At 37.3% G+C, this 26,695-nt stretch carries 31 protein-coding genes and 1 pseudogene; 17 read left to right on the top strand and 15 right to left on the bottom strand.

Going from position 1 to position 26,695, the window contains the following annotated elements; translation table 11 throughout:
* Window positions 1–54 precede the first annotated feature (54 nt).
* Both A8L44_RS14745 and A8L44_RS14740 read left to right on the top strand, forming a co-directional pair.
* Window positions 55–2,817: an ATP-binding protein gene (locus A8L44_RS14745; RefSeq protein ID WP_066107989.1), complete on the top strand. Its 2,763-nt coding sequence runs from the start codon at window positions 55–57 to the stop codon at window positions 2,815–2,817.
* Window positions 2,818–2,835: 18 nt separating this feature from the next.
* Window positions 2,836–3,681 (top strand): CheR family methyltransferase, encoded by an 846-nt coding sequence (locus A8L44_RS14740; protein WP_225983648.1) that lies wholly within the window; start codon window positions 2,836–2,838, stop codon window positions 3,679–3,681.
* An 830-nt stretch (window positions 3,682–4,511) separates the two neighbouring features.
* On the opposite strand, the gene A8L44_RS14735 is transcribed toward A8L44_RS14740, so the two are convergent.
* Window positions 4,512–5,654 carry a SpoIIE family protein phosphatase gene (locus tag A8L44_RS14735; RefSeq protein WP_066107983.1) on the bottom strand — a complete coding sequence of 381 codons (1,143 nt, stop codon included), beginning with the start codon at window positions 5,652–5,654 and terminating at the stop codon, window positions 4,512–4,514.
* A gap of 202 nt (window positions 5,655–5,856) precedes the next feature.
* Window positions 5,857–6,210, bottom strand: a pseudogene (locus A8L44_RS14730) (hypothetical protein).
* A 159-nt stretch (window positions 6,211–6,369) separates the two neighbouring features.
* Here A8L44_RS14730 and A8L44_RS14725 point away from each other — a divergent pair.
* From A8L44_RS14725 to A8L44_RS14715, 3 genes are read left to right on the top strand one after another with little or no spacing between them, the layout of a single operon-like run.
* On the top strand, window positions 6,370–6,618 hold the full coding sequence (locus A8L44_RS14725) for a spore coat associated protein CotJA (RefSeq protein WP_066107980.1): 249 nt from the start codon (window positions 6,370–6,372) through the stop codon (window positions 6,616–6,618).
* Window positions 6,615–6,878, top strand: coding sequence for a spore coat protein CotJB (locus tag A8L44_RS14720; protein ID WP_066107978.1), 264 nt, complete (start codon window positions 6,615–6,617; stop codon window positions 6,876–6,878). The genes A8L44_RS14725 and A8L44_RS14720 overlap by 4 nt, the downstream gene beginning before the upstream one ends.
* Window positions 6,879–6,897: 19 nt before the next feature.
* Window positions 6,898–7,467, top strand: a complete 570-nt coding sequence (locus A8L44_RS14715) for a manganese catalase family protein (RefSeq protein WP_066107973.1) — start codon at window positions 6,898–6,900, stop codon at window positions 7,465–7,467.
* Between the two features lie 574 nt (window positions 7,468–8,041).
* Here A8L44_RS14715 and qoxD read toward each other — a convergent pair.
* From qoxD to A8L44_RS14690, 5 genes are all read right to left on the bottom strand, one after another.
* Window positions 8,042–8,329, bottom strand: a complete 288-nt coding sequence (gene qoxD, locus A8L44_RS14710) for a cytochrome aa3 quinol oxidase subunit IV (RefSeq protein WP_066108542.1) — start codon at window positions 8,327–8,329, stop codon at window positions 8,042–8,044.
* Between the two features lie 4 nt (window positions 8,330–8,333).
* Window positions 8,334–8,930: a cytochrome aa3 quinol oxidase subunit III gene (gene qoxC, locus A8L44_RS14705; protein ID WP_066107970.1), complete on the bottom strand. Its 597-nt coding sequence runs from the start codon at window positions 8,928–8,930 to the stop codon at window positions 8,334–8,336.
* Window positions 8,927–10,870, bottom strand: coding sequence for a cytochrome aa3 quinol oxidase subunit I (gene qoxB, locus A8L44_RS14700; RefSeq protein WP_066107967.1), 1,944 nt, complete (start codon window positions 10,868–10,870; stop codon window positions 8,927–8,929). Before qoxB ends, qoxC begins: the two co-directional genes overlap by 4 nt.
* 21 nt (window positions 10,871–10,891) lie before the next feature.
* Entirely contained in the window at window positions 10,892–11,785 is an 894-nt protein-coding gene (qoxA, locus tag A8L44_RS14695; RefSeq protein ID WP_066107965.1) for a cytochrome aa3 quinol oxidase subunit II, read from the bottom strand.
* Window positions 11,786–12,106: 321 nt separating this feature from the next.
* Entirely contained in the window at window positions 12,107–12,250 is a 144-nt protein-coding gene (locus A8L44_RS14690) for a BA3454 family stress response protein (RefSeq protein WP_066107964.1), read from the bottom strand.
* 303 nt (window positions 12,251–12,553) lie between these two features.
* On the opposite strand from A8L44_RS14690, the gene A8L44_RS14685 reads away from it, so the two are divergent.
* Window positions 12,554–13,183, top strand: coding sequence for an HAD family hydrolase (locus A8L44_RS14685; RefSeq protein ID WP_066107961.1), 630 nt, complete (start codon window positions 12,554–12,556; stop codon window positions 13,181–13,183).
* Window positions 13,184–13,280: 97 nt separating this feature from the next.
* Here the strand turns inward: A8L44_RS14685 and A8L44_RS14680 are convergent, their stop codons facing one another.
* Window positions 13,281–13,646 (bottom strand): VOC family protein, encoded by a 366-nt coding sequence (locus A8L44_RS14680; RefSeq protein ID WP_066107959.1) that lies wholly within the window; start codon window positions 13,644–13,646, stop codon window positions 13,281–13,283.
* Between the two features lie 207 nt (window positions 13,647–13,853).
* The gene (locus A8L44_RS14675) at window positions 13,854–14,171 is read right to left on the bottom strand and encodes a DUF948 domain-containing protein (RefSeq protein WP_066107955.1); all 318 of its coding nucleotides are present in this window, start codon (window positions 14,169–14,171) and stop codon (window positions 13,854–13,856) included.
* A gap of 153 nt (window positions 14,172–14,324) precedes the next feature.
* Here A8L44_RS14675 and A8L44_RS14670 point away from each other — a divergent pair, with 153 nt between their 5' ends.
* The 4 genes from A8L44_RS14670 (at window position 14,325) to A8L44_RS14655 (ending at window position 17,934) form a co-directional block, all read left to right on the top strand.
* Complete coding sequence (locus A8L44_RS14670) at window positions 14,325–14,894, top strand: general stress protein (protein WP_066107952.1); 570 nt, start codon at window positions 14,325–14,327, stop codon at window positions 14,892–14,894.
* Between the two features lie 561 nt (window positions 14,895–15,455).
* Window positions 15,456–15,854, top strand: a complete 399-nt coding sequence (locus A8L44_RS14665; protein ID WP_066108539.1) for a ferritin-like domain-containing protein — start codon at window positions 15,456–15,458, stop codon at window positions 15,852–15,854.
* 106 nt (window positions 15,855–15,960) lie between these two features.
* Window positions 15,961–17,100: a zinc-dependent alcohol dehydrogenase gene (locus A8L44_RS14660; protein ID WP_066107947.1), complete on the top strand. Its 1,140-nt coding sequence runs from the start codon at window positions 15,961–15,963 to the stop codon at window positions 17,098–17,100.
* Window positions 17,101–17,187: 87 nt separating this feature from the next.
* Window positions 17,188–17,934: a metallophosphoesterase family protein gene (locus A8L44_RS14655; protein ID WP_066107945.1), complete on the top strand. Its 747-nt coding sequence runs from the start codon at window positions 17,188–17,190 to the stop codon at window positions 17,932–17,934.
* Between the two features lie 193 nt (window positions 17,935–18,127).
* Here A8L44_RS14655 and A8L44_RS14650 read toward each other — a convergent pair whose 3' ends face one another.
* Window positions 18,128–19,681: an ABC-F family ATP-binding cassette domain-containing protein gene (locus tag A8L44_RS14650; protein ID WP_066107944.1), complete on the bottom strand. Its 1,554-nt coding sequence runs from the start codon at window positions 19,679–19,681 to the stop codon at window positions 18,128–18,130.
* Between the two features lie 228 nt (window positions 19,682–19,909).
* On the opposite strand from A8L44_RS14650, the gene A8L44_RS14645 reads away from it, so the two are divergent.
* Window positions 19,910–20,416 carry a hypothetical protein gene (locus A8L44_RS14645; RefSeq protein WP_066107941.1) on the top strand — a complete coding sequence of 169 codons (507 nt, stop codon included), beginning with the start codon at window positions 19,910–19,912 and terminating at the stop codon, window positions 20,414–20,416.
* An 80-nt stretch (window positions 20,417–20,496) separates the two neighbouring features.
* On the opposite strand, the gene A8L44_RS14640 is transcribed toward A8L44_RS14645, so the two are convergent.
* A complete protein-coding gene (locus A8L44_RS14640) occupies window positions 20,497–20,640 on the bottom strand; it encodes a YfhD family protein (protein WP_254654734.1) in 144 nt (47 codons plus the stop codon).
* Between the two features lie 128 nt (window positions 20,641–20,768).
* The gene (locus A8L44_RS14635; protein ID WP_066107935.1) at window positions 20,769–20,897 is read right to left on the bottom strand and encodes a YfhE family protein; all 129 of its coding nucleotides are present in this window, start codon (window positions 20,895–20,897) and stop codon (window positions 20,769–20,771) included.
* A gap of 131 nt (window positions 20,898–21,028) precedes the next feature.
* Here A8L44_RS14635 and recX point away from each other — a divergent pair, with 131 nt between their 5' ends.
* A complete protein-coding gene (gene recX, locus A8L44_RS14630; protein WP_066107932.1) occupies window positions 21,029–21,862 on the top strand; it encodes a recombination regulator RecX in 834 nt (277 codons plus the stop codon).
* A 13-nt stretch (window positions 21,863–21,875) separates the two neighbouring features.
* Window positions 21,876–22,193: a YfhH family protein gene (locus A8L44_RS14625; RefSeq protein ID WP_066107926.1), complete on the top strand. Its 318-nt coding sequence runs from the start codon at window positions 21,876–21,878 to the stop codon at window positions 22,191–22,193.
* Between the two features lie 42 nt (window positions 22,194–22,235).
* On the opposite strand, the gene A8L44_RS14620 is transcribed toward A8L44_RS14625, so the two are convergent.
* Window positions 22,236–22,397, bottom strand: coding sequence for a small, acid-soluble spore protein K (locus A8L44_RS14620; RefSeq protein WP_302621346.1), 162 nt, complete (start codon window positions 22,395–22,397; stop codon window positions 22,236–22,238).
* 84 nt (window positions 22,398–22,481) lie between these two features.
* Complete coding sequence (locus A8L44_RS14615) at window positions 22,482–23,462, bottom strand: metal-dependent hydrolase (RefSeq protein ID WP_066107920.1); 981 nt, start codon at window positions 23,460–23,462, stop codon at window positions 22,482–22,484.
* 185 nt (window positions 23,463–23,647) lie between these two features.
* Here A8L44_RS14615 and mutY point away from each other — a divergent pair, with 185 nt between their 5' ends.
* Entirely contained in the window at window positions 23,648–24,727 is a 1,080-nt protein-coding gene (mutY, locus tag A8L44_RS14610) for an A/G-specific adenine glycosylase (protein WP_066107917.1), read from the top strand.
* Window positions 24,728–24,800: 73 nt separating this feature from the next.
* Here the strand turns inward: mutY and A8L44_RS14605 are convergent, their stop codons facing one another.
* Entirely contained in the window at window positions 24,801–25,025 is a 225-nt protein-coding gene (locus A8L44_RS14605) for a hypothetical protein (protein ID WP_066107915.1), read from the bottom strand.
* A gap of 138 nt (window positions 25,026–25,163) precedes the next feature.
* Here A8L44_RS14605 and A8L44_RS14600 point away from each other — a divergent pair, with 138 nt between their 5' ends.
* The 3 genes from A8L44_RS14600 to ntdP all read left to right on the top strand — a co-directional run bounded on the left by A8L44_RS14600 (window position 25,164) and on the right by ntdP (window position 26,650).
* Window positions 25,164–25,358, top strand: coding sequence for a gamma-type small acid-soluble spore protein (locus A8L44_RS14600; RefSeq protein WP_225983705.1), 195 nt, complete (start codon window positions 25,164–25,166; stop codon window positions 25,356–25,358).
* A 151-nt stretch (window positions 25,359–25,509) separates the two neighbouring features.
* Window positions 25,510–25,764, top strand: coding sequence for a YgaB family protein (locus tag A8L44_RS14595; protein WP_066107909.1), 255 nt, complete (start codon window positions 25,510–25,512; stop codon window positions 25,762–25,764).
* A gap of 355 nt (window positions 25,765–26,119) precedes the next feature.
* Window positions 26,120–26,650, top strand: coding sequence for a nucleoside tri-diphosphate phosphatase (ntdP, locus tag A8L44_RS14590; RefSeq protein ID WP_066107906.1), 531 nt, complete (start codon window positions 26,120–26,122; stop codon window positions 26,648–26,650).
* Window positions 26,651–26,695 lie beyond the last annotated feature (45 nt).

The raw sequence follows: 26,695 nt of genomic DNA, 5'->3' as shown, positions 1-26,695 counted from the left end.
TACTCCTTATTAATAGATAGTAGAGAGTTTGGAACCAGGGGGAGGGGTACACACATGACATTTAAGCAAAAAAATTTAGTGGGTTTTGGCTCAATACTAGTGATTATAATTATATTGATGGTCATAATTGACGGTAGATTGAGCAGCTCTAGAGAAGATTTACTTGAAATAGTGGATGATCGCTACCAAAAGGTTAGTTATATTAATGATATTCAAAGAAATTTTGCGGAATCGGAGCGTACTCTTAATTTATTGGGACAGGATTCGCGTACTCCAAGTAAAGAAGAATTGAGCGCAGCCTCTGAAACAATAGATCAAAATCATATATATATCGAAGACCGTTTTAGAAAATTAGAAAGCATTGCTAATACGGAAAAAGGCGAGGCCTTGTTGGCGGAGTTCCGTGCATCATATGAGAACTATACAAAGCTAGAAACACAATTAATCACTGATATGCAAAAAGGGGTATCAAACTATGATGTCGTAAGGGCAGAAAAAGATAAAGCAAGTGATAATGTACTTGCTGTCATTGCAAATTTCGTTGATTTTCAAGAAAACCTTATGGATGACGCACTGGTGCGTGCCGACGGTAAATATGAACAAATGCAGACGATTATTATCAGTTCTCTAATCGTTACAATTGTTCTAACGTTATTTTTGGCTTATTGGGTAATCATGACCTCTTCACGGGAATTAAATAGAATTACAAAGGTGATCACTAATGTCGATCTAAGTGATACCACGACTATGCCGAGGATTGAAGTAAAAGTAGAGGATGAAATTGGCCGAATTGCATCTGCTTTTAATAGGATGTCAGCTTCATTGGAGACATTTAGTAGAAACGAAAAAGAATATACTCAGGAAATTGAGAATCAAAGCTGGGTGCAAACACAAGTTGCCGAAGTTGCGGAGATGTATCAGGGTATCTTTAAAGTTGGACAGCTTGCAGATGAATTCATTAATAAAATTACTCCAATCATGGGAGCAGAACTGGGTGCTTTTTATTTAAAAAGTGAAACTGAGGATGACCATTTTTATAAGGCTGCTTCTTATGGTGACGGAGGACGTGATGGATTTAGTTTTGGAGAAGGCGTAATCGGCCAGGCGGTTGCTAATAAAGAAGTTGTATTACTTGATGATGTTCCGGGAGATTATAAACTTATTACAACAGGGCTTGGAGAAATTAAACCCAAATCTATTGTCATTGCTCCAGTATTATACGAGAATAAAGTTATTGCTGTTTTGGAATTTGCAAGTATTAAAGGCTTTACTGATTTAGAATTAAAAACGATTAATCATATGCTTGATAATCTTGGTATGGCTATTAAGAGTGTACTGAGCCGGATGGAAGTGGAACAATTACTAAATGAATCACAGGCGATGACAGAAGAATTACAGGTTCAGGCAGAAGAATTACAAACACAATCTGAAGAACTTCAGATGCAATCAGAAGAATTACGTATGATTAATGAACAATTAGAAGAACGCAATCAGGAAGCAGAGCAGAAATCGAGGGAACTTGAGATTTCTAAAGAGGAGCTTGAGGTTAAAAATGAACAGCTCCTTCAAAGTTCAAAATACAAATCTGAGTTTCTTGCGAATATGTCTCATGAATTGAGAACGCCTCTGAATAGTATTTTAATATTATCTGAAATGCTGGCCGATAAAGAGCCTGGTGAATATACAGAGGATGAAAGAGAATTTGCAAAAGTGATCCATACATCAGGTAATGATTTAATGGCACTCATTAATGATATTTTGGATTTATCTAAAATTGAGGCTGGTAAGCTGGAAGTCTTCTTTAATGAAACCAATGTTTGTGAGGTTATTGAGAGCTTAGAACGAGTCTTTTCTCCTCAGGCAGAACAAAAAGGTCTGGAACTGGTTATTGGAAAAGAAGATGACCTGCCTTCCATTTTTTATACGGATGAACAAAGAATGCAACAAATACTAAAGAATTTATTATCCAACGCTGTGAAGTTTACGGAAAAAGGTTCGGTTACTATGAAGATGGAAAAAGTGAGAAATACTCGAGAGAAAGAACTTCTTGATGGTATTACGGAAACCGACTTCTGGATGAAAATTGTTGTAACCGATACAGGTCCTGGTATTGCAGATGATAAACAACAAATTATTTTTGAGGCCTTCCAGCAAGCAGATGGAGCAACAGCCCGTAAGTATGGCGGAACTGGATTAGGATTATCGATTTGCCGAGAATTTTCAAAGTTACTTGGCGGATATGTAACTCTAGAAAGTGAAGAGGGCAAGGGAAGTACATTTACTGTGTACTTGCCGAATCTGCCGGATGGAATGACTAATAAGAACAGTAAAGTGAACGATGACATTATTCATTTGCCAATTGCAAATGATGTAATGGAGCAAATTGCTGTTCAAAAAGAAGTAATAGATCCTGAGGAAGAAGAATTATTAATTTTGGATGTCTTTAATGGGAAAAAGGTATTAATCACGGATGATGACCATCGTAATATATTTGCTCTACAAAAAGCCCTGGAAAGTAAAGGTGTTCAAATCATTGTTGCCCAAAATGGAATCGAATGTCTTGAAATCATTAAGGAGCAAGATGATTTAGATATGATTCTTATGGACATTATGATGCCTGAACTCGACGGTTATGATACGATGAGACATATACGTGCAAATCCTGAATTTACATCGATTCCTATCATTGCATTAACAGCTAAAGCAATGAAGGGAGATCGAGAAAAATGTTTGGAAGCTGGTGCAACAGACTATATCAGCAAACCAATCAATTTAGAACAGCTATATTCAGTGATGTCTGTTTGGTTAACGAAATAGGAAGAAGGGAGCTGCATAGTGTTGGGTTATCCATCATCTATAGAAGAACGCGAGAATTTAGAAATTGATTTATTGCTAGAGGCAATCTACCGGATGACAGGGTACGATTTCCGTGGTTATATGCGTTCATCAATTGCTCGCCGCATAAAAAATCGACTGAATAAGGATCACCTGACAACTGTTTCCGAGCTTCTAGTACGAGTGATTCATGAAGAAGGGTATGTAAATAATCTTCTGAGTGACTTTTCGATTAATGTTACAGACATGTTTAGAGATCCAGATTTCTTTTATGCTTTTCGCAAGAAGATTGTTCCTAGATTGAAGGACCTCCCAGAAATACGGATATGGCATGCGGGATGTTCGACCGGTGAGGAAGTATATTCGATGGCAATCCTGTTGGAAGAAGAGGGATTGGCTGATAAAACAAAGATTTATGCGACGGATATGAATGAAAAAGTTATTGAAAAAGCTCGCCAAGGGGCATTTCCCTTAAAAAGAATGCAATCTTATACGAAGAATTATTTGCAGGCTGGCGGATTGGATGCTTTTTCTAAATATTATAAGACCGATATGCAATATGCATATTTTCGTCCATCCCTATCAAGAAATATAGTTTTTGCCCAGCATAATTTAGTGACGGATGGATCATTTAATGAATTCCATGTGATTATTTGCAGAAATGTCATCATATACTTCACATTGGAATTGCAGGCGAAAGTATTCCAACTATTTGATGAAAGTTTAAGTCCTGGCGGCTTTTTGGGGCTTGGTAACAAAGAATCCCTAAAGATCATGGAGTTGGCTGATACGTATATGGAACTAGATATTAATCAGCGGCTTTATAGGAAAAAATTATATTCATAATAGGATTTATAAAAGGAAAAGGAGATCTTCAAACTGTTCTGACACAGGTTTTTTAGTGTCAGTCGGGTTTAAGGTCCCCTTTTTATCTATATAGCAGCATATAAAAATCCTTTTATTTTGACAGCCGTGATCTTCTGCTATTGCCTTTAGTTTGATAAGAAACTTTTCCAAACGGTTTTTTCCACCGTAAAGTATTCTTCGTGGGAGCATACAGCTAATATACATTTATCATTATGGTAAAACATAAAGTCTTCTGGTAGCTCAGGACCAATCCAATCAAAAAGGGAATTACAACGTTCTTTCAAAAATTGTCTTGTAGCATTATTCATTTTAAAATAAAAAACGTATGCTGTATCTTCAGAAAGTCTTGTGATTTCTCATTCTTTTTGTATTCTTTTTTCGATTATATGTTCTTCAATGTCGGTTACCAAATTATCAATGAGAGTAAATCTATTTATTGCTTATAATCTTTGCCCTTTATATTTTTATTTACCATTAACATATTAATCTCCCCTAAATACTATATCTGCTTATTTACTACTCTTTACCTCTCTCTTACGGGGTATTTTCGGATGAAGCACTTGATATATTTATCGATTGACATTAATAGTTGGCTTCAAAGCTTGGTGATTTAAAAACAAGTGTGTAAAAAGGTTGATGTTGTCCGTAATCATCAATTAAGCAATAACAATTCCTGTATATGGTCTTGTCATCAATCCAAAAAGAGGACATTTTGATCTTTTGTCAGATGAGAATGCTTATATCAAACAAAAAGATAAAGAACAGACTCCATTAGAATCTGTTCTTTATCTTTTTAGAAAAGTTGATTTTTATCCCCTTACAAGGATGACACACATATCATCATGCTGATTTGCCTGTTTCTCCTCAGGAAGGATAACATTTAAAGGAGCCACTGCTTCTTTTTCTGACCATTGATACTTTCCTATTTCTCGCAAATGTGCCAAGGCTTTAGTTTCATCATTATCAATAGCCTCCGCCACACCGTCAGTATATATTAAAGCCTGAAAACTATCAGTATAAGGAATAGTTATTTTATTTATATGCATTTCCTCGAAAAATCCAATTGCTGTATTTCGCTGTCCCATTTCAATTAAGTCTTTCCCATCGATATAAAGGTAGCCCGGTGGATGGCCGGCATTGACATATTCAATCGTCTTTGATTTCGTATCTACCAATAAATAAATACCTGTTAAGTAGTAGGATGTTAACTTTGTTTTTTCCTCCAGTAAAGTCATACAGCGATTCAATTCGAGAATGACTTTTTCAGGATCAACCACATTCCGTACCGCTTCACGAAGGATAGAGGAGATATACATACATACTAATGATGCAGGTATGCCATGCCCCATCATATCAAACATAAATATGGCATAGCGATCCTGATCAATCTGCTGCCAATAATACATATCACCTGCGAGATTAGAGGATGGCTTATAGGACCTCGTTATTTTGATTTGATTATTTAATATGGGCTCACTTAACAAGCTTCTCTGCACCTTTGTAGCGAGATCAAGCTCATAGCTTATTTTTTCATCCTGATTTTTATGCCAATCTTTCTCCTCTTTTAAACGGAGAGCAGCACGTATCCGAGCCAATAGCTCTACCTTATTAATAGGCTTCATTAGATAATCTGATCCACCGGCATCCAGTGCTTCCGCGAGTTTATGGGTATCACCTAATGCGGTCACAAAAATAACAGGTATATCTTTATATTCCTCCGTTGCAGTGATTCGCCTGCAGGCTTCGATTCCATCAATTTCTGGCATCATAATATCCAAAAGAATTAAATTAAAGGAGCTTCTGCCGTGATTTTTACTTAAATCTTCTTCTAAAATATGAATCATTTCATTTGCTGATTTAGCCAGCTTAATAGACCTGTATCCTGCCTGCTTTAAGATGGTCTCAATTACAAATAAATTCACTTTATTATCATCTACCACAAGTATTGACATACTTTCTTTCACCCATCTTCTAAAATACTAAATCTTATATTAATTATGGTATGTCACTTTAACTTAAAATACAAATAGTTGAAACTAGGGAGTAAATGGTTAGGTTATTACACTATTAAAAATGATAAATTAAAGTCTGCAATTAAAGAATGAATAGAAAAAAGGACTTATCGCCAATGGATAGGATTCTATTCAAAAATAATTATGTCACCGGTGTTAATTTTTTGTTTTTTTTCAATAAACCCATTAATCCTGCTATCAGTAAAAGGATTCCCGGAAGTATATAGAAAGCCGAAGTGCAAATAAATCCACCAATAGCCGCAATAAGCATAAAGGAGCTTCCTAATTTAGGGTTGCTTTTGACAACAACTAATCCAATGATCGCAAGAATAGAACGGTTAACCATCCAAGATTGATGGTTGTACTTCACCTGTTTTATTGAGTACAGAATCTAAACCCCAACAAATAATGCTATACCAGCTGCGAAAATCCCCAAAATACCATCAAGTAAACCAAGAAAAAATTCTGTAGTTCTGCTCTTTTTGGAAACCTCCATTTTTTACCCACTACCTGATATTCTGAAATATTATTTGAAAGAATTAAATTGTTGATTTTTTTGGATACTGAAAACTCTGTTAAACAATTAAATGTACTAAATCAGTTTGTATGCTCATAGCCTGAAAGGAAAATGAATTTTAAAAAGGATGGTGTAGCTATGACTGAGCAAAATCGGCCTGAAAAATCGCACATGAAATCTTATACACCTTTTCACAGTCGATTTGATCCGTGCAGACCAATTGGTAAGAAGTATTATTCTACTCCTCCTAATCTATTTCTCGGATTTCAACCGCCTAATTTGCCTCAATTTTCACCAAAGGAGGCATTATTCAAGGGCACACTCTGGCCTGTATTTTATGACTTTTATGAAAACCCCTATGAACATAAAAGGAGGGATTCTCAGTGAAGCCCCAATTACCTGATGAATATTATCAGCTATTAGAGGAAATTCAGGCAATCGACTTTGCTTTAGTGGAGCTAACCCTTTATTTAGATACTCATCCCAATGATTTAGAAGCCATGCAGCAATTTAACGAATTCTCTCATCAGAGCAGGCAGCTTAAACAGCAGTTTGAAAAGAAATTCGGCCCACTTCAACAATTTGGTAATAGTTATACAGATGCCAATTGGAGTTGGGGAACTACTCCGTGGCCTTGGCAAATATAAAAGATGAGGTGATTAAAGAATGTGGTTTTATGAAAAGAAATTGCAATACCCTGTTAGAGTCAGTACCTGTAACCCGACTTTAGCCAAATATTTAATTGAACAGTATGGAGGGGCAGATGGAGAGTTAGCAGCCGCTCTTAGATACCTGAATCAACGATATACCATTCCTGATAAAGTGGTAGGCTTGCTAAATGACATAGGCACAGAAGAATTCGCGCATTTGGAAATGATTGCCACGATGATATATAAACTCACAAAAGATGCTACTCCAGAGCAGATGAGAGACGCTGGTTTGGCAGACCACTATGTTGATCATGATTCTGCTCTTTTTTACCATAATGCAGCAGGTGTACCATTTACAACTGCATACATTCAGACAAAGGGAGATCCTATCGCAGATTTATATGAAGATATTGCCGCTGAGGAAAAAGCAAGGGCTACCTACCAATGGATTATCAATATGTCAGATGATCCAGATTTAAATGATGGCTTACGATTTTTAAGAGAAAGAGAAATCGTTCATTCTCAGCGATTCCGTGAGGCAGTACAAATTATTACAGATGATAGGGAAAAGAAGAAGATATTTTAAACGATTTATCAATAATAAAAAAACCTGTGTTGGCTGTACAACACAGGTTTTTCTTGAGGCCAACAGGATGTTGGTCACAAAGACGTTGCCACACGACGTGGCGTCTTTAGTCTTTGTTCCTTAATACAGTCGCCTCAGCCTTTTAGTCAATCCAGCTTCAACGGCTAGAAGCTCAGGACATAAGCATGACCACTTCGGGAGGAAAAAGCGCCTCCCTACGTGCCCCTGTCTTATGCTCCTCACGGGCCAACAGGATGTTGGTCATGAAGACGTTGCCACATGACGTGGCGATTTTAGTCTTCGTTCATTAATCGAGCCCTTCAGCCTTTTAGTTAATCCAGCTTTAACTCCTAGTCCCTCGAGTCATAAGGATAGCCACTGCGGGAGGTTAGGGCGCCTCCCTGCGTGCCTTTCCTTATGCTTGTCGGGCCTGACCAGTCGTCTCAGCCTTTTTAATCAATCTAGCTTCAGGGCCTAGGAGTTCGGGACATAAGCATAGCCTCTGCGGGGGAGGAACGTCCCCTACGAGCCTCTGTCTTATGCTCCTCACTCCTGACCAAGGCCCTTCAGCTTTTTAGTGGGCGTGGCCCCAGATCATGGTTAGGATGGTTCCGAAGATGACTGCGTGTGCGACGAATAGAGCATAGATAATGTTTAGATAGATTGTTCTCTTTTCTTTAGATTCATTAACATGCATGAATAAAAAGAGTTGTACAGCTGTTTGAATAATGGCGGTTATGGATAGGATCACCATTCCGGCCGTAAAGGAAATATCATAAAAGGCTACGGATAGCGCAATGATGGTTAGAATTAATGATATGACATAACCCAAAACATGTTTAAGTGGAAATAGTTGTTTTATCATCCTATATCAACTCCTTCAAATAAACGAAGCTAAAGATGAGAATCCAGATTACGTCAAGGAAATGCCAGTATAGGGAATAGATAAAAGATTTATTGGCTGTTTCTGCCGTAAATCCTTCTCGTATGACTTGAATTAGTATACATAATCCCCAGAATAACCCGAATGTTACGTGGGCTCCATGCGTACCGAGCAGCATGAATAAGCTTGATAAAAATCCGCTTGTTTGCATGGTTGCGCCTTCTTCGATATAGGTCATAAATTCAAAAATCTCTACACCTAGGAAGACAAGACCAAGCAGCATGGTAATAATAAAAAATGTAATCATCGGTTTTTTCAAATTAAGTCTCATACTATGAATAGCTAGCCCGCAAGTAAAGCTACTTGTTAAAAGGACAATCGTTTCAATAATGACGCCTTTAATTTCAAAAATTTCTTTTGCTGTAGGACCATCGCCCGTACCATTAAAGAGGGTATAATAGGTTGCGAATAACATAGAAAACAATACAATCTCAGCTCCAAGGAATAACCAGAAACCAAAGATTCTTAATTGATTTTGTTCTGTACTGTATTCCAGTGGAAGGGAAGAGTCTATCTTCATAGTTTTTCACCTCGCAGTACTTTTTCAGTTCCTTCTATTTCCTCTACAGAAACATAATAGCCAGGATCTCGTTCAAAGGATTTAGCAGCCATTGTGATAAATACACCAATCCCAAATATAATAGCTGGAATCCACCAACTGAATACTAGGCAAAAACCAGAGAGAAAGAAGAATATACCCATAATGGCTGGTTTTCCTGTATTGCTTGGCATGTGAATAGGCTTTATTTCATCTTCGTAAAGCGGTTCATTATTAATTTTGGAATACCATAAAGGGTCGACGTTCTTAACGTTTGGCATAACCGCAAAATTATAGAATGGTGCCGGACTTGGAATTGACCATTCCAATGTACGTGCATCCCATGGATCCGCATGTTTGTCACGAGGACTTTTGAATGCACTATAGATGATATTATAGATAATTAATCCAAAGCCGATTGCTAACCCTACGGCTCCAATACTTGCAGTGAGATTCAGTGGGCCATAGCCTGTCGCTTCAGAATAGGTATACATCCGGCGCGCCATACCATCCAGACCTAAATAGAATAGAGGCAGGAATGTTACATTAAAGAATATCGCAATCAGCCAAAAACTAATTTTTCCGATTTTTTCATTTAAGCGGAAACCGAAAACTTTCGGGAACCAATAATAAGTACCTGCAACCATTCCAAAGACAGTACCCGGAATTAATACATAATGGAAATGGGCGACTAGGAACATTGTATTATGGTACTGGTAATCCGCACTTGACATTGCGAGCATAACGCCCGTTACACCACCGATTGTAAAAATCGGTATAAAGGCCAGCGAGAATAGCATGGCTGTAGGGAATACAATTTTCCCTTTTCGTAGAGTAAACAGCCAGTTGAAAATCTTAATACCGGTTGGTACAGAAATAGCCATCGTAGCAATCGCAAATATGCTATTAACCGTTGCATTGTGGCCCATTGTATAGAAGTGATGGGTCCATACAAGGAATGATAGCAATGAGATGGCAATCATACTGTAGACCATTGATTTATAGCCGTATAGATTTTTACGTGCGAAAGTAGAAATGACATCGCTGAAAATACCGAAAGCTGGCAATATAACAATGTATACTTCAGGATGTCCCCAAATCCAAAAGTTGTTTGCCCAAAGCATATCCATACCGCCATTGGTGGTTGAGAAAAATTGTGTTCCAAAAAGTCGGTCAAACATCATTTGTGCAAGTGACACAGTAAATGTCGGGAACGCAAACAAAATAATGATACATGTGATTAATGCAGACCAAGTGAACATTGGCATTTTCCAAATAGACATACCCGGAGCTCTCATTTTGATAATGGTTACGATAAAATTAATGCCCGTCATCAATGTACCAAGACCGGATAATTGAAGAGCAATTGCATAATAATTGTGTCCGACAGTCGGACTGAATTCATTACTTGCCAAAGGGAAGTAGGCACTCCAACCTGCATCTGGAGATCCGCCAATAACAAACGATAGATTGTAAAGCATAGCTCCGACAAAGAATAACCAAAAGCTGATAGCGTTGAGTGCCGGAAAGGCAACGTCACGAGCTCCAATTTGTAAAGGAACAACGATATTCATGACTCCCAATACAAATGGCATAGCCATAAAAAGAATCATAATAACTCCGTGAGTAGAGAAAACTTCATTGTAATGCTGTGACTCCAGGAATGTCATATTTGGAGTTGCAAGCTGCAAACGCAGCATTAATGCGTCAACGCCACCGCGAAATAACATAAGGAACGCAGCAAGGATATACATGATCCCAATACGTTTGTGGTCTACTGTAGTTAACCATTCACGCCACAGCCATCCATATCTTTTGGTATAGGTCAGATAGATAATGATTGCCAACATGGCAACAACAATGCTAACCATAGCACCATAGATAAGCGGATCGCCTGTAACAAAGAATTCATCCCATTTCATGGTCTAATCCCCTTTCCTGATTTATTCATGATTATGTTCGTTCGTTTCTGTATCTGTTCCATCTGTAGCATCATCATTGCTTTCATGGAATGGCCATACAGGAGCCGGACTGAAATCAAGGTGTGTGGAAGAGTAAGTGGCTCTGCCCATTACTTCCATATCAAGCAGTTTGTTAAATTCCTTCTCAGTTAAAGGTTCGGCAGTTTTTTGGACCTCATCTACCCAGCTATCAAATTCTTCTGGAGACATGGCTAATGTTTCGAACTCCATTTGTGCAAAGCCTTCTCCACTAAAGTTGGCGTTTCTTCCAAAATAGGAACCTGGTTCGTCTGCAACGATTCGTAATGTAGTTACCATATCGCTCATTGCGTATTTTTGACCTGCCAGCTGGGGAACCCAAAAGCTAGTGATTGGTCCAAAAGAATATAAACGGAATTCAATCTCCCGATCTGTTGGAATGTTGACATAATTGACTGTTTCGATTCCTTCTTCGGGATAGCTGAAATGCCATTTCCAGTTGGAAGAAGATGCATAAATCACTAAAGGCTCTTCGTCTTCATATCCAGCTGGTGTACTTTCCACCTGAAAAGTGGTGATGACCGTAACAACTGAAAGTACGACTACTATAATGATAGGGATGGCAGTCCATATAATTTCAAGCCACTTATTTCCTTTTTCATATGGCGGTACATAGTCTACGGGCTGTTTAGATGCTCGATATTTCACAATCATATAGATAAAAAGAGCGTAAACAACCACTAAAATAAAAGCCATCACGATCATAGAAAAAATAATCGTATCGGATTGAATTTTTGCTTGTGGCCCTTTTGGATTCAGTACCATCAAAGGGTTACAACCTGCCAGTGCGAATATAGCAGCAAAAGACATACTGAATAAAGTCCATTTCTTCTTCATGATAGTCTCCTTTCTTGAAAATTATTTATATTATATAAATAAAGTATTATACTATTATGATAAAATTTAAAATAATGAAAATTCAACTGATAACCCTCGTTTTTAATAAGTTTTTATATGAATTTTTGATATGAAATAGAAGTTATATAGAATATTATATTTTTTTGATATAGTGATGGGAAAGAGAGGGTTAAAAGGTAGGTTTTGGCCTTGGAGTGTTTAAGTGAATGCTGATTCCGATAAAGAATAAATGGGTAAATATAAAAAGAACAAAAAAATAAGCTACCAATCGGGAATCGGTAGCTCGGATAATTGAGTCAATTATTTAGTTTCCGGTGTCCATTGCTTACGGACTTGTTCATAGGCTAACTGTCTGATTTCTGATTCATCAGTGTCTCTTGGTGCAAGGACATTTGTTTGATAGTTTTTCCCCATGAAATCTATTAATACTGTAACATTTACCATATAAATCTACTCCTTTTGTTCGTTTAATCAATAGTTAATAGACGCATTAAATGCATCATTTTTGTTCATCTAAAATTGGTTTTCCAAGGTTTTAGAGTAAAAGTGAAGTGATGTTTTTCTAATGGACGGTATGTTGTTGAGAGGATGAATGTACTATTCCCGTTTTTTAAAAAATATAAACTTAGCAATTGGCAATTGGAATAAATTGAGAGGTTAAAGGAATTATATAATAAAATTGGCAATAATTCCATATGTTTTTTGTTTATAAATAAAAATAAAAATAAAAAAATTGGAGGGATTTTTTTGTCTGTATTGTTATTTGATCTCGATGGTACATTAGTTGAGACAACGAGATTAAGTATACCTATTATTCATGCGGAAATCAAGAATTATCCACACCTAAAGGTCCCTAATCCTAAAAAGATTCAATCTGCGTTTGGTTTACCTCATAAAGAGTTTTGGGAGCTTTTAACACCTGATGCCACCGAACAGGAAGTAAGAATGATTTCTGAGCGTTCAGAGAAAGAATTACTGGAAAGCTTAAAAACTGAAAATGTACTGCTTCCCTATGCCAGAGAAGTGTTAACTGAACTAAAAAGAAGAGGGCATATTTTATCAACAGCAAGTAATTGTTCAACTGCATATTTAAATGAAATACTAAATTCACAGCAAATTAAAGATTTATTTTATGAGCCTCTGTGTATTGAAAGGGTCGGCGGCCGTAAGAAAAAGGATATTTTGTTAGCGCACTTTCAACATTTAAATAAATCTGATGCTTTTATGATAGGAGATCGTTCGTCTGACATTGAGGCGGCAAAAGCGCATCATGTACCAGCTATAGCTTGTCACTTTGGATATGCTGAGGATGGTGAACTGGAGGATGCGGATTACCATATTTATTGTTTGAAAGATTTATTAGAGATATTCAACTAAACATATATAAATAAAGGGCAGTTTATTACAATACAATTTGCAGTATACATTCGATACGAAAAGCTTAAGAAACTTTAAGCTTTTCGTATATTTAAACTCATAATAATTCTTGAATCATTTCAATCCTGTTTCCAAATGGGTCTCTAAATTCAAATCGTTCAAATCCTGGTATGGGTAAACCCTTTATTAATTGAATATTTTGTTCTTCTAAAACCGTTTTCCAGTATGATAAATCCTCGACTATATAGGCTAAATGAGCTTTTGTTTTTAACCGGTCAATTCCATCTTCCGTACCTACATGTACATCCTGATCTCCAACCGATACCCAAAATCCCCCACGTCCCCTTAGTGAAGCAGGCTTTTCTTTTTCAACCAGACCGAGAATCCTACAATAAAAATGTTTCCCTTCTGTTTCATATCCTTTTGGAATGGTAATCTGAGCATGGTGTAATCCCAAAATCATAAAATCGTCCCCCTTTTGCAATAAACTTTTCACCTTTCATTTTATATCTTCAATTACGAGCTTGGAAATTCGGAGTCATTATCGTTTCTGATAAGCTTTACTTCATGTTTTATAGGTCTTGCCTTCCTAATCTAAAAATAATAAAAAACGCATTGAAATTCGGATGGAATTCAAATGCGTTTCATGGTCAATCTAATATGAGCTTTTTTATTTATTTGAGATTAGTTTTGCCACAGGTGTACTTTTCCATAATCTTTTTGCAGAAGGGAGAATTCCTTTTGCCTGATTGATGGGATAATTAATGGCGCTTTTTTTATATTCAACATCACTCATGATTGCTTGTTGCTTTCCTGTTAAACGATCTGTTTCATGTTTAATGCTATCCGTTTGTTGTTGTATTCGCGTAACGGTTGCTTGTATCTCATTAATAGTAGGTGTTGATTCTTTGAACGTTCGAAAAGCATATATACCGAGATATACAATTGATCCAACGATAATAGCTAAACTAATCCAAACGATGATCATGCACAGTCCTCCTTTGAAATATTCCCTTATCATAATTATATCTTACCCATTATTTAGCGTTTAGTAACTAATGACTTAGAAAGAAAAAGGATTAATAAGTGCTTAAGCGGGTATTGAACCCATATATTAACTTTTAGAGAGGGGATGAAGGGAATGGATAAAAAAGTAATTGGTGTTTATGATAATGGTCAGGATGCTGTACGCGAAGTGGAAAGACTACAGAAGCAAGGGTATCAAAAAGAAGATATTTCCGTAGTGGTGAAGGACAAAGAAAAGGCTGATAAAATCACATCTAAGACTAATACAAATGTTGATAGTGGGCTTGCAGCAGGGGCAACTACAGGTGGAATCTTGGGAGGATTAACAGGATTATTGGCAGGTGTCGGTGCATTGATAATCCCAGGTATTGGACCAATTGTTGCAGCAGGGCCGATTGCTACAACATTAGGAGGAATTGCAGCCGGCGCTGGAGCTGGTGGATTGACCGGTGCGCTGGTTGGATTGGGTATTCCTAAAGATACAGCTGATCAATATGCTACCGATGTAGAAAAGGGGAAAATTCTTATATTAGTCGACTCCGAATCACAAAAGAAATATGCAGCTCGTGATACGTATGAACGATCTGATGATCCATTAGTGGGAGCGCAGCGCGAAGTGAAAGTAACAATAAATCCAGCCACGGGTGGAGATCCCAATTTAAGAGGAAAAGATAGTTATAAATAATATATCTATAAGTGGAAGTCATCGATTCCTTGATGGCTTCTTTCTTTTTATGCATTGAAAAACGAACCAAGCATCTGCCTGATTCGTTTTAAAATAATTTTGAAATGTAAGTAACAACTTCTCATTTATTAGTATTCGTTTATGTGTGTGATGTAAATTGCCGCGGTTATCTATTCCACTTGGACGTTTTTACTTAGACGATATAAGCCCTACCTCTCTTATATCCTTACGGCTCCGAAGCCGTTCCAGTGTGAATAAGTGTTCCGAAAAACATAAATTGCAGAATGCCATATTTATTTACATATCTATGTGTAAGTCACTACTTTAAAATTATATCTTCTAAGTATATACTTTATAATTTCGTTTGTCAAATATGTTTTTTACAGAACGACGTCCGAAGATAACCACGATACTTGTTTAACCGCTATTTCTCATATACCCAAATAAAAATGATAAAAAACCTGTAGGTTATCTTACTTAGGTAGAAATTGTTCAAAGGAAACACGCATAGGATAGGTCATAAGGAAAAATGGGGAGGTTACATAATTGAGACAACAATCGATGAATGATTTAGTGAAACAAACCCAAAGGGCTATTAATGGAGAGTACAGTGCTATACAGTGTTATGAAAAATTAGCCCGACTAGCACCAACAGAAGATGAACGGCAGCGAATATTGGAAATCAGAGAGGATGAGATTAAACATTTTAAACAACTGGTACTACTATATACAGGCATAACAGGGAGAGATCCAAAGCCAAAACAGACAGAACCTTGTGAGGATGATTATTTACGGGGGCTTGAAGCGGCTTTAAAAGATGAGCAGCGTACCGTGGATTTTTATCTTTCAGTTGCAGACGGAACCATTAATTTAGCGGCAAAGAAGTTGTTTAATCGTGCAGCTAAGGATGAACAACAGCATGCAGTATGGTTTCTTTATTATTATATGAAGAATAAATGAAAAGGGTTAAATTGGATTTAGAACACATAATTTAAAAATGTCCTGCATAAGAGTCCTCCTATTCGGGAATAAGGTAACTGTACTAAACTGAATGGGAGGATGAAATATGAAAGCAGTCACATACCAAGGGGCCAAAAAAATTGAGGTAAAAGAGGTTGAAGATCCGAAGCTTGAAAAGAATGATGATATAATCGTCAGAATTACTTCTACGGCCATATGTGGTTCTGATCTTCATATCTATCAAGGGAATATGCCGATTAGAGAAGGATATATAATTGGACATGAACCAATGGGAATCGTAGAAGAAGTCGGTCCTGAGGTGACAAAAGTCAAAAAAGGCGATCGGGTAGTTATCCCTTTCAACGTATCCTGCGGGCAATGCTATTACTGTCAGCATGAGATGGAAAGTCAATGCGATCATACCGAATCCAATCCACATCAGGATACAGGCGGATATTTTGGATATACAGAGCGATATGGGAATCATCCCGGCGGACAAGCAGAATATTTAAAGGTTCCATTTGCGAACTATATGCCGTTTGTCATACCGGAATCCTGTGAATTAGAGGATGAGTCATTATTATTTATGTCTGATGTTTTGCCTACAGCTCTTTGGAGTGTGGAGCATGCGGGGGTAAAACCGGATGATACTGTGGTCGTACTTGGCTGTGGCCCAATTGGTTTAATGACACAAAAATTTGCTTATATGGCTGGTGCTAAAAGGGTTATAGCTGTTGATCACTTGGATTATCGATTAAAACAAGCTGAGAAAATGAATAAAGTAGAGACGATTAATCTTAATAATTATGATGATACAGGGAGCTATATAAAAGAAATTACACAGGGTGGAGCTGATGTGGTCATCGATTGTGTTGGAATGGATGGTAAGAAATCAGCTATTGAAAAAATTGAGCAAAAACTAAAATTGCAGGGAGGAACGTTAAGTGCTATTCAAATTGCCACGAAGGCGATAAGGAAATTTGGTACTTTGCAGCTTACCGGTGTTTACGGATCTGTTTATAATATGTTCCCGCTAGAGAAATTTTTCTCACGCAATATTACGATGAAGATGGGACAAGCTCCTGTTGTTCATTATATGCCTCGATTATATAAAATGATTGAAGAAGGAAAGCTCGACCCTACTGAAATTGTAACTCATAAGTTACCACTTCTGGACGCAGCGAAAGGGTATTCGTTATTTAATGAACATGAAGATAATTGTACGAAGGTTATATTAAAACCATAACTAAGATAAAACAAAGCATTCCTCCAGCAATAATAGAATGCTTTGTTTTATTTTAAGGTATAATTTTACATAAAAAGGGAGACTGACATGAAAATTGGAGTGATTGCTGATATTCACGGGAATGAGCCTGCCTTAAAAGCGGTACTATCTAAGCTTGATAGAAGGAGGGATATTGAACATATCTATTGTCTGGGAGATATGATTGGAATCGGACCGAATACCAATGAAGTTTTGGATATTCTATTTACAAGAAATGATGTATCCATGATTACGGGAAACCATGATGAAGCGGTTTTAGCACTTCTAAAAGGAGAGGAACATCCACAAAGCCACTCCCATGTAAAAGAGCATCATCAATGGATAGCAGAGAGGATGGATAAGCAATTCATCCGGAAGTTGGAAGGGTTGCCTAGGGCAATCAATTTAACTGTCGAAGGGAATTCAATTTTGTTTATTCATTATCAGATTGAGCCAACGAAGCTAAATGACCATATAAGCCAAGACCCTTTTAGCAGAATTGTTGAACCAAGTATTAAGGATATAAGGACTTTATTTAAAGGAAGGGAAGAAAAGTTAATCTGTTTTGGTCATCATCATCCACTTCATTTCTTCAGAAGTGACCGTACTGTCTTTCTAAATCCAGGCTCTTTAGGTTGCAATTCAAAACCAACTGCCCCTTATTCAATCGTAGAAATAGAGGGAGACAAGGTGGTTATCTCTAACGAAGAAGCTGCCTATGATAATACAAAATATTTAGCATCATATGAACGGCTTCAGGTCCCGGATCGTGATTTTATTCTTAAGATTTTTCATGGCAATCAATTAAAACAATAACTCTTAATTGCTGATCTGAGATTATTAAACAACTCCGATTCCATATCCCAGGTTACTGGAATTATTTCCGACTAATTCCTTGCCTATGCCAAGGCTAAGGCAGGGGGTAAAGAGTATAAAGTAAATAAAAAACCCGTTAACCAGGATGTAAATATCCAAAGCTAACGGGTGTTTAAGGTATAGCGTCGTTACATTAAAATACTTTAGTTGTCCAAGACTCACAGTTCCAAACATCTGTAGCTATGTCCTGATAGAAGTCAGGTTCATGGCTGATCAGTAGAATACTTCCCTTGAAGGCCTTTAATGCGCGTTTTAATTCTTCTTTAGCATCCACATCAAGGTGGTTGGTTGGTTCATCGAGAACAAGTAAATTATGTTCACGATTGATTAGTTTACATAAACGAACCTTCGCTTTTTCTCCACCGCTAAGTACTTCAACTTTACTTTCAATATGCTTGGTAGTAAGGCCGCACTTCGCCAGAGCAGCACGAATTTCTGCCTGATTATAGGAAGGGAACTCCTGCCAAATTTCTTCGATACAGGTATTATTGGATGTTTGTTTTACTTCTTGTTCAAAATATCCCATATACAAATGTTCGCCAAGCTCAACCTGGCCAGAGATTGGTTTAATTTCACCGAGAATACTTCTGAGCAAGGTAGTTTTTCCAATCCCATTGGCACCGACGAAAGCAATTTTTTGTCCACGCTCCATACGTAAATTTAATGGTCTGGATAGAGGCTCATTATACCCAATGACAAGATCCTTTGTTTCGAATATAAGTTTACCGGATGTACGTGCTTCGCGGAAATGGAATTCTGGTTTCGGTTTTTCTTTCGCCAGTTCAATGATATCCATTTTTTCAAGCTTTTTCTGACGGGACATGGCCATGTTTCGAGTAGATACACGAGCTTTATTACGTGCAACGAAATCCTTGAGGCCGGCAATCTCTTGTTGCTGTCTTTTATAGGCGGCTTCAAGCTGTTGCTTTTTCACCTCATACACTTTCATAAAATCATCATAATTTCCAACATAACGGGTCAATTCCTGGTTCTCCATATGATACACAAGATTGATAACACTGTTTAAGAATGGAATATCATGTGAAATTAAAATAAAGGCATTTTCATAATTTTGAAGATAACGTTTGAGCCACTCGATATGCTGCTCGTCAAGATAGTTGGTCGGCTCATCTAAAAGTAATATATCGGGTTTTTCAAGTAATAATTTTGCGAGAAGGACTTTTGTACGCTGGCCACCGCTTAAGTCCTGAACATCGCGCTCAAGCCCAATTTCATCGAGGCCCAATCCTCTTGCTATTTCCTCAACCTTTGCATCAATGACATAAAAGTCGTTGTTAGTGAGGACGTCCTGCAGTACACCTGATTCCTCAAGTAAGACTTCTAATTCCTCAGGAGAAGCTTCCCCCATCTTAGCAAAAATTTCGTTCATTTCATTTTCCATATCAAAAAGATACTGAAATGCTGTTTTCAGTACATCGCGTATGGTCATACCTTTTTCAAGAACAGCATGCTGGTCAAGGTAACCAGTACGAACTTTCTTAGACCATTCAACTTTCCCCTCATCAGGCTCTAGCTGTCCGGTTACAATATTCATAAATGTAGACTTTCCTTCCCCATTTGCTCCGACAAGGCCAATATGTTCGCCTTTTAATAAGCGGAAGGAAACTTTGTTAAAAATGGCTCGGTCACCAAAGCCATGGCTTAAATCTTTAACGGATAATATCATTTATCTATACTCCTGCCTCTTAATTGTTTGTAATTAATGGGTCTATACGCATTTAATAGTACAATATTTCACGATAAAAGCATAGATAATCAATTGATTAACAGTAATTGTAAAATTAATGGGTTCATAATTAGAAGGGGCAGTATTTACGAATGCTCACATAAGTTGTATGATGTTTAATGCAACAATTAGAATAATTCGAAAATAGCGAAAAGAGGGTAAGAGAGTATGAAAAAGGGATTGTGGTTATGCAGTATTATGGCCTTGATGCTTGTTATCGTCATGGGTTGTTCATCAAAAGAAGAGACAAAAGAGGAAGTGGGCACTAAAGAATCAGCGGATGTAAAAAGTGACTTATTAGATTTCTATCTTTCCATAGTGAATGTGATTAATGGAAGTGATCGTGATTTAAATACCTATGAGGGAGCAGAGAATCCTTCTGTCTTAACAGAGGAAGATAAACAAAAAGCTGCTGCTTCAGCAAATTCTGTTGTGGATGCTTTGGAAGATGTGAAAGTTCCTGATAGTTTGGAAAAATATAGCAAGGATTTTGAAAAGGCTATAAAGACTATTTCTGATTCATATAAAGAAAAAGGAATTCAATTATCCGGTACATCTGAACCCAATATGGATAAAGCAAATGAGCACTTTAATGCTGGAAGTGAAAAAGTTAACGATATTTTTAAAGCAGAGGATCTTATCGCGCCTAATTTAGCTGCTGAAGTAAATGGTTAATAAACGCAGGCACCCAGTCGATTGTTTAATCGGATGTTTTTTTGATTCGCTTGGGAGTGAAAATTCCCAAGCGAATCAGTTTATTTCCTGGATTTAGCGCGTGCATCAGCTGCTTTTGATCTGGCTTGTGCAACGAGGTCATCATGATCAGCTAATGCCTCAGAAAATTCTACATCTAATCCGTCAGATTTTATGGAAGGCGGTGTGTTTCCGCCAGTTGCCATCCTGCTTCTGCCGTGAAGTAAGTTATGGTTATATCTGCCCATTTTTGATTACCTCCCAAATGAAGAATATCTTCCTGATTAGATTGCAACAAAATCCAAGCCATTATTCTGGTAAATAAAAGGTTAGTTTATGGACGAATTCCTTTAGATCCTGTATACCCAGCCGCTCGGTCTGCTGCTTTAAATTCCCTTTTGTAACGAACTTCTTGAGTAGAGGTCAGTCGATTTTTCATTTGATCTCGCTTTTTCTTATCCATGAACATTCTCCTTTTCAAAGTAGTGTCATTCCTATAATTTCCATAATTAAATGTTTTAATTCATTTTCTAAAATCAAAGAAAGGACTAAGATAAGGATATATGCTACATTAAAAGAGGAGGCGAGCTAACGATGCCACTTATCTCAAAAATTGAACAACAAAAAAAGAATAAAAATCGTTTTAATATATACATAACAGAAGAAGGACAGCCTGAAAGATACGCATTTAGTGTGGATGATGACTTACTTGTCCGCATGCGGCTATCGAAGGGGATGGAAGTCGATGAATTATCCATTATGGAAATTCAGTACCGTGACCATATCCAAAAAGCATTTCAGTCTGCTGTCAATTATCTATCTTATCGTATTCGTTCAGAGCATGAGGTTACTTCCTATTTGAGTGAAAAGGAATGGGAACAGGCGGTTATTGATGAAGTAATTCATAAACTGCGTGAGTATAGATATGTTGATGATGAAGAATATGCGAAAGCATTTGTACGAACCCAAATGAATGTCAGTAAAAAAGGACCTGATGTCATCCGGACAGAGCTGCTCAATAAGGGAATCTCAGAAAAGGATCAACAGACTGCATTAAGTCAGTATACGAATGATTTGCAAAGAGAAAATGCTGAAGAATGGGCCAGCAAGACATTAAATAAAAGTAAGGGTTCCATGAAAGAAGCAAAACAGAAAACAATCCAATTTCTTGTACGGAAGGGTTTTTCAATGAGCCTGGCCAAATTGGTGACTGAAGAGTTAGCGGTTGATGATAAGAATGCTGAATGGGAAAGTCTTGTAAAAACAGCGACTAAATTTCACAGAAAGTATGCTCAACTGGATGACTATTCGTATAGTCAAAAAATGAAAACAGCTCTATTTAGAAAAGGTTTTGATATGGACTTAATTTCTCGTTTTGTAGAACTGGGCAAAGAGCGAATTGATAACGGAGATTTTGAATTGTACTGAGAGGGGTAAAGAAATGCAGGAGAAAAAATTCAGTGAGATGTCAGAGCATGAGCTTAGACAAACAATCGCAGATTTAAATGAAAAAGCAAGAAAGGCTGAGCAGCTTGGGATGGTTAATGAGTTTGCCGTACATAAAAGGAGAGCCGTTATGGCAAAGGCTTATACATTAGACCCGGCTGATATTATAGTCGGTGAAATGTATGGTATAGATGGAGCGCCTGGAGAATATTTTAAGGTGGAGTATTTAAAAGGTGTGTTTGCCTGGGGGTATCGTCTTCAACAAAATGAAGAAGAAGGGCTGCCTATTTCCTTGCTAATGAAATTAAAATAAAACGAGAAAAAAAGAGCTTTCTGTAGAAAGCTCTTTTTGAATTTATTCAGAATCCCGTTCTCCAGAGGCATGCATTCGCTCCTGTGGACGAGTATTTGTTGTGCCATCTGCTCGTTTTGAAGCATACTCTGGTTTGGCGCGGGGTTCCCCATTAAATTTATTATCATGCTCATAAGGAAAGCCTTTTGCTTTATTTCTCAAGATTCTCTCACCTTTCGTTCTGGGATGATGGATGCCTTATTAGTATTCTAAAATGGCTCCCACCCATTCATGAGAAAGCCTTCCTGATTATCCAGTGATCATATTTAGTTTCTTTTGAAGCTTTTCTTCTGTAAAAACCCAGCCAGTAAATGAGTTGATAATAGTTAAATCATCATCTAAATGAACGACAGCCACAAAGGGATATCGTCCTCTGCTCCGATAACGTAAATCAATGAATCGGACAATGTGCATGCCCTCCTGATAGTCCATTTCCCATCGGTATACCGGAGAGAAAGATACAAAGGCAGAGAGATTCACATCCTTTAGAGCAGCATCCAGTATTGGACTTTCCGGTAAAGGAATACGATCAAATGTATCGTAAAATTGTATTTCACGATTTTCAGCTACCCCAACATAATACTTATCAGGAGTTGTAACAGCTACCTTCCAGCGGTGATAACGCATGGTTGGGGAAAGTGTAATTCGCCGAGCGTCAGGGATTTGTAAACGAATCTGAGCCTTTAAGCTTCTGGATTCTGTTATCCGAGCAATATAATAACCGATAATAATTACATACATTATTAAGAATAAAGTTCCTGGATCAAAGCCGAATGTCCATAAAATAAGACCTACAATATGAATTCCGAAGATAAAGGGATCAAATGTATTAATAATCCCGAGCGCGACCCATTTTGAGGACAGGGGGCTTAGAGCCTGTGTTCCATATGCATTAAATATATCTACAAATACATGCAAAAATACAGCGAAAAAGGTCCACAACCATAGATGTAAGGTATTCGCTTCCGGAATAATAAGGGCAATAAGAGCCGTAATTAATATAGGCCAGAGAATTACAAATGGTATGGAATGTGTCCTTCCGCGATGATTGCGTATATATACTGCATTATTTTTCATTTTTAGAACCGTATCTATATCAGGTGCCTGGGAACCAAGGATTGTACCGATCATAACGGCCGTTGCTGTTCCTGTATGGGAGGCGACCTGAGGATCCAGGGTGGCTAATCCACCAAGTGCTATACCCATTACAAGATGAGTACCGGTATCCATAATACATCCTCCTTTTCTACTGACTTATAAAGGAAACCACTATTTTTATCCAATATTAATTACTTTTCATACCAGTCATGTTGTTTTAAAATGAAGGGAATTAAAAAATCATGGGTAAACCTATTCAGTATGATTACTTAATTTATTCCCTATTCCATTAATTTTTAACATAAACAGGAGGAAACGTGAAGACACTTGTAAGTTGCAATATAGAACAATTCAGAAAAGATCTTATAGTTTGGTTTATTCAGGAACAAAGACAGCTCCCGTGGCGATTAAATAAAGATCCCTATCGTGTCTGGGTTTCTGAAATTATGCTTCAGCAAACCCGTGTGGATACCGTTATTCCTTATTACGAACGTTTTATGGAATGGTTTCCGACACTTGATGATTTTGCTAATGCTGATGAGGAAAAATATTTAAAAGCATGGGAAGGTCTAGGCTACTATTCTCGGGTTCGTAATTTGCATAGTGCAGTTAAAGAGGTAAAGGAAAACTACGGTGGAATTGTGCCAAACACTCCTGAAGAAATTAAAAAATTAAAAGGTGTCGGTCCATACACTGCCGGTGCGATATTAAGCATTGCTTATGGTGTTCCGGAGCCTGCAGTTGATGGAAATGTCATGAGAGTCATTTCCAGGATATTAGAAATATATGATGACATAGCGAAGCCTGCCACCCGCAAACTATTTGAATCAGCTGTACGTGAATTAATTGATACCGAACATACGTCAGAATTTAATCAGGCATTGATGGAACTTGGCGCTCTTATATGTGTTCCTGGTAAACCTGCATGCTTATTATGTCCGGTAAGAGAGCACTGCTGGGCATTTGACAAAGGAATCCAGCAGGAGCTTCCGGTAAAAACTAAAGCTAAAAAGACCAAAATTGTTCAATTATCGGCACTTGTGATAAACGATGAAAGTGGAAGAATCCTGATTAGGAAGCGGCCGGAGACAGGTCTTCTCGCAGGGTTGTGGGAATTCCCAAGCTATGAAACAACAGGAGATGTGAAAGAACTTAAAGAAATGATTGCGGAACAGAATCAAGTTGAATTAAATCAATTAACTCCAATCGGTCATATCAATCATGTATTTTCACATTTGACATGGGAAATTGATATCTATACAGCCACTGTGAATAATTTGGAGAACTTTAAAAGCAATACACATAAATTAGCATATGTGAAAGATCATGATTTTCAACAGTATGCTTTACCTGTATCTCATCAAAAAATTTATGAAACATATGTATTTAATGGTTAAAAAATAACCCGGCATCAGCTACCTGCGAAAAGATAACAATCTTCAGGTATAGCTGATGCCGGTTTTATTTTAATTAATCGTAGGAAACACGCGTTCCTTTTGTCCAGGTTGCTTCCTGTCTCTTCAGGCCGCCTCTTCTTTCAATTTCCTCAATAATCTCTCTTTGAATGGTATGTCCCTCTATATTTAAATAGGGCATAATCTGCTGAAATGAATGATGGTAAAATTCCAGTTCATCTTCCTTCCATTCACTTTTAGGAATCATGGATAACTCTGACATATCTCTTCCTACAAACATAATAAAGCCTCCTCTTTTCCTGTTTTAAATTTCTATATAGGATGCCGTTATATAGTGAAGCAAAAACAAGGAAAAAAATAGAAACACTCTTTTTGTATATGAAAACCTCTGTTGGATACATTAATAGGTGTGGAGGTGATATTAATGGCTAACAACAGTTCAAAAACAAATGCAAATCAAGTGAGACAACAAAACGCACAATCTGCAGGTCAAAGCCAAGGTCAATTTGGTTCTGAATTTGCAAGTGAAACTGATGTGCAATCTGTGAAACAAGCAAACGCGAAAGCAGAGAAAAACAAAGCTAAAAACTCCGGTAACTCCGGACAACAATAATGTAAAACCTTTAATTAAAGCACTTGCCCGTAGCGGGCGAGTGCTTTTTAACGGCTCGACAAAACCTCTTAGAAGGCTACAGAAAAAGTCAAAGGTATTTTCTGCTTATTAGAGAAATGTATTATTATACTGATTTTGGGTGGTGTAGAGCATGAAGAGTTTTGAAGAGTTAGTTAATGAACAAATGGTCATTATGGATAAGCTTTTACATATGCAAACAGAACTTGACCGTTATATGGAGCTAGAGGAGGAACTGAGGAATCGAAAGAATGATGAAGATTTACTATGTGTCCAGGACGATATAAGTGAGATGAAAAGAGAATTAGATACAATCCAAACGATATTTATGCAATTAACAGAAAAAGTGATTGAAAGCTATCAGTCAAAATCTGCCCCGAAACTATAAAATATAAATACAATTCATCATTATTTAGGGCATCTCTATAGGTGTTCTTTTATTTTTATTCTCCGCTTCTGTTTCCTTCATTCATTATGACTCATGTTTGTAAACGATTAATTTTGGTTATAGGATTAATATTTCATTCTAAAAAAGAGCTGGTTAATGGCGATTTGTTTAACAATTTATAGCTTATCCGCTTTTCATGGTGGCTCTTTGTTTTAAAATTGTATGTGAATCGTTATAATAATAGAAGAATACGGAAAAAAGCATCTTAATTTAACGGTTAATATATTGTCAATTTGAACACAGAGACGGTATATAAGTGCCCTGCCCTATAGGGAGAGAAAGTAGGTAATACAACGTGCGAGTACCGAGAGAAGGAGAAGAGATCCAAATACACAGTTACAAACATAATGGACATATACACCGGGTTTGGCAAGAGACGACCATATTAAAGGGTACCCAATTTATTGTAATTGGTTGCAATGATCGGACTCTTGTAACCGAATCTGATGGTAGGACATGGCTCACAAGAGAGCCAGCTATTACCTACTTTCACTCACAGTATTGGTTTAATATCATCGGCATGCTTCGTGATGACGGTATTTACTACTACTGTAATTTAAGTTCTCCATTTGTATTTGATGGGGAAGCGGTTAAATATATCGATTATGATCTTGATATAAAGGTATATCCCGATATGACATATAACCTGTTAGATGAAGATGAGTACGAAGAGCATAAACTTCAAATGGGTTATCCGAATGTCATTGACCATATTCTCAGGAGAAATGTGGAAAAGCTGATTAGTATGATTCGAGCGAAAAAAGGGCCGTTTTCTCAGGAGTTCGTTCATAATTGGTATAACCGATATTTAACAATTAAAAGTTGAAAAGAAGCCTGTCTCTTTTATGGACAGGTTTTTATGCTTGATGGG

This window comes from Bacillus sp. FJAT-27986 (assembly GCF_001685035.1).
Lineage (GTDB): Bacteria > Bacillota > Bacilli > Bacillales > Pradoshiaceae > Pradoshia.
This window is presented reverse-complemented; position numbering and strand designations above follow the sequence as displayed.